2 protein-coding genes and 1 pseudogene are annotated in these 4,020 nt (G+C 41.3%); all 3 read right to left on the bottom strand.

The features are described from left to right. Positions 1 to 88 precede the first annotated feature (88 nt). Positions 89 to 385 carry a histidine kinase gene (locus tag HWQ43_RS33655; protein WP_366932760.1) on the bottom strand — a complete coding sequence of 99 codons (297 nt, stop codon included), beginning with the start codon at positions 383 to 385 and terminating at the stop codon, positions 89 to 91. Then, positions 376 to 3,393 (bottom strand): AAA family ATPase, encoded by a 3,018-nt coding sequence (locus HWQ43_RS00045; RefSeq protein WP_366932759.1) that lies wholly within the window; start codon positions 3,391 to 3,393, stop codon positions 376 to 378. Before HWQ43_RS00045 ends, HWQ43_RS33655 begins: the two co-directional genes overlap by 10 nt. 25 nt (positions 3,394 to 3,418) lie before the next feature. Then, a pseudogene (locus tag HWQ43_RS00040) lies at positions 3,419 to 3,964 on the bottom strand (transposase); the annotation flags it as partial. Between the last annotated feature and the right edge of the window lie 56 nt (positions 3,965 to 4,020).

Raw genomic sequence — 4,020 nt, 5'->3', positions numbered from 1 at the left:
TCAATCAATTGTAGTGATCGCTTTTTTCTATACTTAGTTGAGCAGATCCAAACATGGCAGGCTTTTTGCGCTTTCCTACCCGTCGAACTCACGTTGTTTTTAGGTGTGACTGGGCGGCATCTGGATCGAGGATAAGACGTTGGGAGGCAGCATCTAAGTGAACGATGATACTAGTAAAAGCCTGGGCTAGTGTATCGTGGATTTCTCTAGCCATACGGTTGCGCTCTTGTAGAATTGATGATTTTTCAGCACGTTGGCGTTCCCGTAGTGCAGCGTTGCGCTGTTCGCTAATATCTGCAATCAGACCATAGTATCCTTTGACTTGAGCGTGGCGATCAAAATCGGGAATGGAGGTGACAGCAATATACTTTTTACCTATCGGCAAAGGGACTTCGCCTCATAGGTTGTAATTTGTCCTGCTAGGGCTTGATTAATGTACGGTTCAATAATTTGATAAGCTGTCTCACTCATGACTTCCCAAACCTGCTTACCCAGAATTTTATCTCGACTATAGCCATACCAATCTTCATAGGTGCGGTTGACAAATCGATAATGTTTATCTGTGTCTATATAACAGATACAAACGGGGAGAGCGTCGGTAATCAATCGTAATTCTTGTTCTCGATGGCGCAGTGCGGCTTCGCTTGCTTGTAAAGCCGCCGTTAGTTGGGCTACTTGTTGCTCTAAGGTGCGGTTGTAATCGGCTAACAGTTGCTCTGCTTGCTTGCGTTCTGTAATGTCTTGAAAAGCTGAGATTGCATAAATCACATTGCCCTGTTCGTCAAAAACTGGAGTTCCCCACCCTTCAACTGGAATGATTGCATTGTTTTGGCGAATTTCTAAATCGTCAATTCTGGTGCGATCACCTTTCAACGCCTGCATCACTGGCAAGTTCTCAATGGGATATGGTTGCTCTGTCCCGGCTAGATAAAGTTGATAAATTTCTGCAAGTTGCTCTGGTGTCGCATCAGGAATAATCCCTTTGCCCAATAGTTGAATTACCTGTTGATTGGCGTAGCAAGGGCGACCCAGTGCATCCACAACTCCAATTCCTACCGGCACCGCTTCCAGGAATTGAGCCATCTGACTTTCGCTAGCGCGTAACTTGGAGTAGAGTTTGGCATTTTGAATGGCGATCGCTGCTTTTGCTTTTTGACCTGCGATTAAATTTAATCGCGCAATTTCATTGCGTCCGGATTGCTCGGTAATCAGCTCAATCCCATGATTGAGATGATCGACAATTTCAAATATTCGTTCTGATAGTTGCTCTGGCAAGGTTTTTTCGAGGAGATTATGCCCAATTTGTAAATGAACAACTTGTTTGTGCGCCTCATCAATTAAAGCATAAGCTGCTTGCTGTACGCGATCGTGCAGAAACTTATGCTCTTTAATTAACAAGTTTTCATCTAATTCAGATAGGGGTTGAATTAATCCATTTTGTAAAGCTGCGAGTAAATCCAGAAAAACTAATTGAGGTGATTTATCACAAACAATCGATAAAACATCTAAATCAAATTCAGCTCCAATACAAGCCGCTAATCGGATAATTTGCTGTGTGGACTTTGGTAGTTTATTCAACTTTACCAACATTAATTCTACAACATTATCGGTAATATTTTGGGCTTGTATTCGAGCAATATTCCATTGCCATCCCCCTACCCCCCTCTGTCCCCCCTTACCAAGGGGGGATGGGGATTGAGGGAGGTCAAAGGTCAACAAATTTTCGCTATACAGCATTCTCAAAAATTCATTGACAAAGAAAGGATTGCCCTCAGTTTTACGCAGCACTAACTCAGCCAAAGAATGAACATTGTCAGTATTTTGATGTAGCGTCTCGGCAATTAACTGATTCAACAGTTCCAGCGTTAAGGGTGTCAGGATAATTTCTTGAAAAACTACTCCTTGTTTTCGCAGTCTTTCTAGCATTAACGCCAGTGGATGCGTTGAATTTACCTCATTATCTCGATATGCTCCAATTAAAAATAGAGATTGGATTTGCTCATCTAGCAGCATCAACTCGATTAACTTCAGCGTTGCTGAGTCTATCCACTGCAAATCATCTAGAAAAATAACTAGGGGATGTGACTTGTCACAAAACACCCGTACAAACGATTGAAAGATCCGATTGAAGCGATTTTGAGCTTCAGTTGCGCCAACTTCCGGCGCAGGTGGCTGCTTGCCAATAATTAACTCAACTTCTGGGATGACATCAATAATGATTTGTCCGTTGGTTCCTAAAGCTGCAAGCAGACGCGATCGCCACTGTTGTACTTGTTCGTCTGCTTCACCAAGCAATTGCTGCATCAATTTTTGCAGAGCATCTGCGATCGCACTGTAGGGAATATTACGCTGAAATTGATCGAACTTCCCAGAGATAAAATAGCCCCGCTTTTGGGTGATTGGTTTATAAATTTCCTGCACTAACGCTGATTTCCCAATTCCAGCATAGCCAGATACCAACATCATTTCGACTGGGAATGTTGAGTTGCTATTTTGTTCCTGTTCTGAAATATTTTCTGCATGATTTCGTGAAGCAGCAACGCGCTCAAAAGTTGCTACTAACATTGCAACTTCTTTGTCTCTTCCATAGAGTTTTTGAGGTATTTGAAACCGATCTCGAATATCTTGCAGACCCAGTTGAATATTATCAATTTCACCAACTTCTGTTAATTGTTCGGCACAAATTTCTAAATCCGCTTTGATTCCCCAAGCACTTTGATAGCGATCCTCGGCATTTTTTGCCATCAGTTTCATAATTATATTTGAAACTGCTTTGGCAATTGTTACATTCAATTCATGAGGTGGAGGTGGCTGTTTAGCAATATGACAATGCACTAGTTCAAGGATGTCCGTTGTGGGAAACGGCAGTTGTCCGGTTAGCAGTTCGTAAAAGGTGACACCCAGCGAATAGAAATCAGTGCGGTAATCGAGCAAACGATTCATTCTCCCGGTTTGTTCTGGAGACAGATAGAGGAGAGTTCCTTCTAAAGCATAGTGGCTTTTGAAAGTTGGATTCGTGCGGTTAAAGCGGGTGGCAATCCCAAAGTCAATGATTTTTACAACACCCCTATGTGGATTGAGGACAATGTTGCCAGGGTTGATGTCCTTATGAATCACATTAGCTGCATGGATTCTGCCTAAAATGTCTGTGATGTCAATGGCAAGCCGGAGGAAAGTAGATAAGGGCATGGGGGAGAATGTCTCTGGACACTTGTGCATCCATTGTTCTAAAGACTCTCCACCAAAGTCTTCTAGTAAAATTACAAGCGTGCGTTGATATTCCTGCTGGCTGTATGCCTTGATGACTCCTTGCAGATTGAGGGAGCGGGTAATTTCATATTCTTGTTTGTAGCGAGTCAGTTCTTGGGTAGAGGGATAATCAAGCTTTAGCATCTTGACTATAGCAGTCCTAAATCATTTATGAGAAAACACCATACTCATGAAGTTTGGAGAAGTCAAAAATTTGACAATGAATGGATAGCTCAAATAACGCCTTGACTACGGTAAAAGAATGACAGAAAAAATAAAACTCTCTAATTAACCGTTTTGCTTGCAGCCAAATATCTTCTACAGGATTTTGTTGTGGTGCATTTGGGGCAAACCTCAAGCAGGTAATCCACCATTGTTCTTTTTCCAATTCACGATTTAATGAATCTAGATAATTTTGAATTTCTTGTGAACGATGATAACTTGCACCATCCCAAACTATTAAAAGTTTGGCTAATGGTCGTTGTTGACGGAGATATTCTAAAAAATTAATTGTGTTTTTAGAGTTACCTTTTTCTGCTGCATAGGTGATAAATTCCTTGGTTTTATAATCTAATGCACCAAAATATGTTTGTTTAACACGAGCATTAACTACTGGTATTGTCACTCGTTCATTAGTTTTTCCCCAGACATAACCTATTATGTCTCCCCAGAGTAAATGACATTCATCTACCATGAACACAACTAGCTCTCCTGATTAGACCTATCCTTAATATAAGCTTTGTGGGATAATCAAACAATAATTAAAAAATA

This window comes from Nostoc sp. JL31, assembly GCF_017114965.1.
In the GTDB taxonomy this organism is placed as follows: domain Bacteria; phylum Cyanobacteriota; class Cyanobacteriia; order Cyanobacteriales; family Nostocaceae; genus Nostoc; species Nostoc punctiforme_A.
Note: the sequence above shows the minus strand (reverse complement) of the source record. Positions and strands in the feature narration are given on the sequence as shown.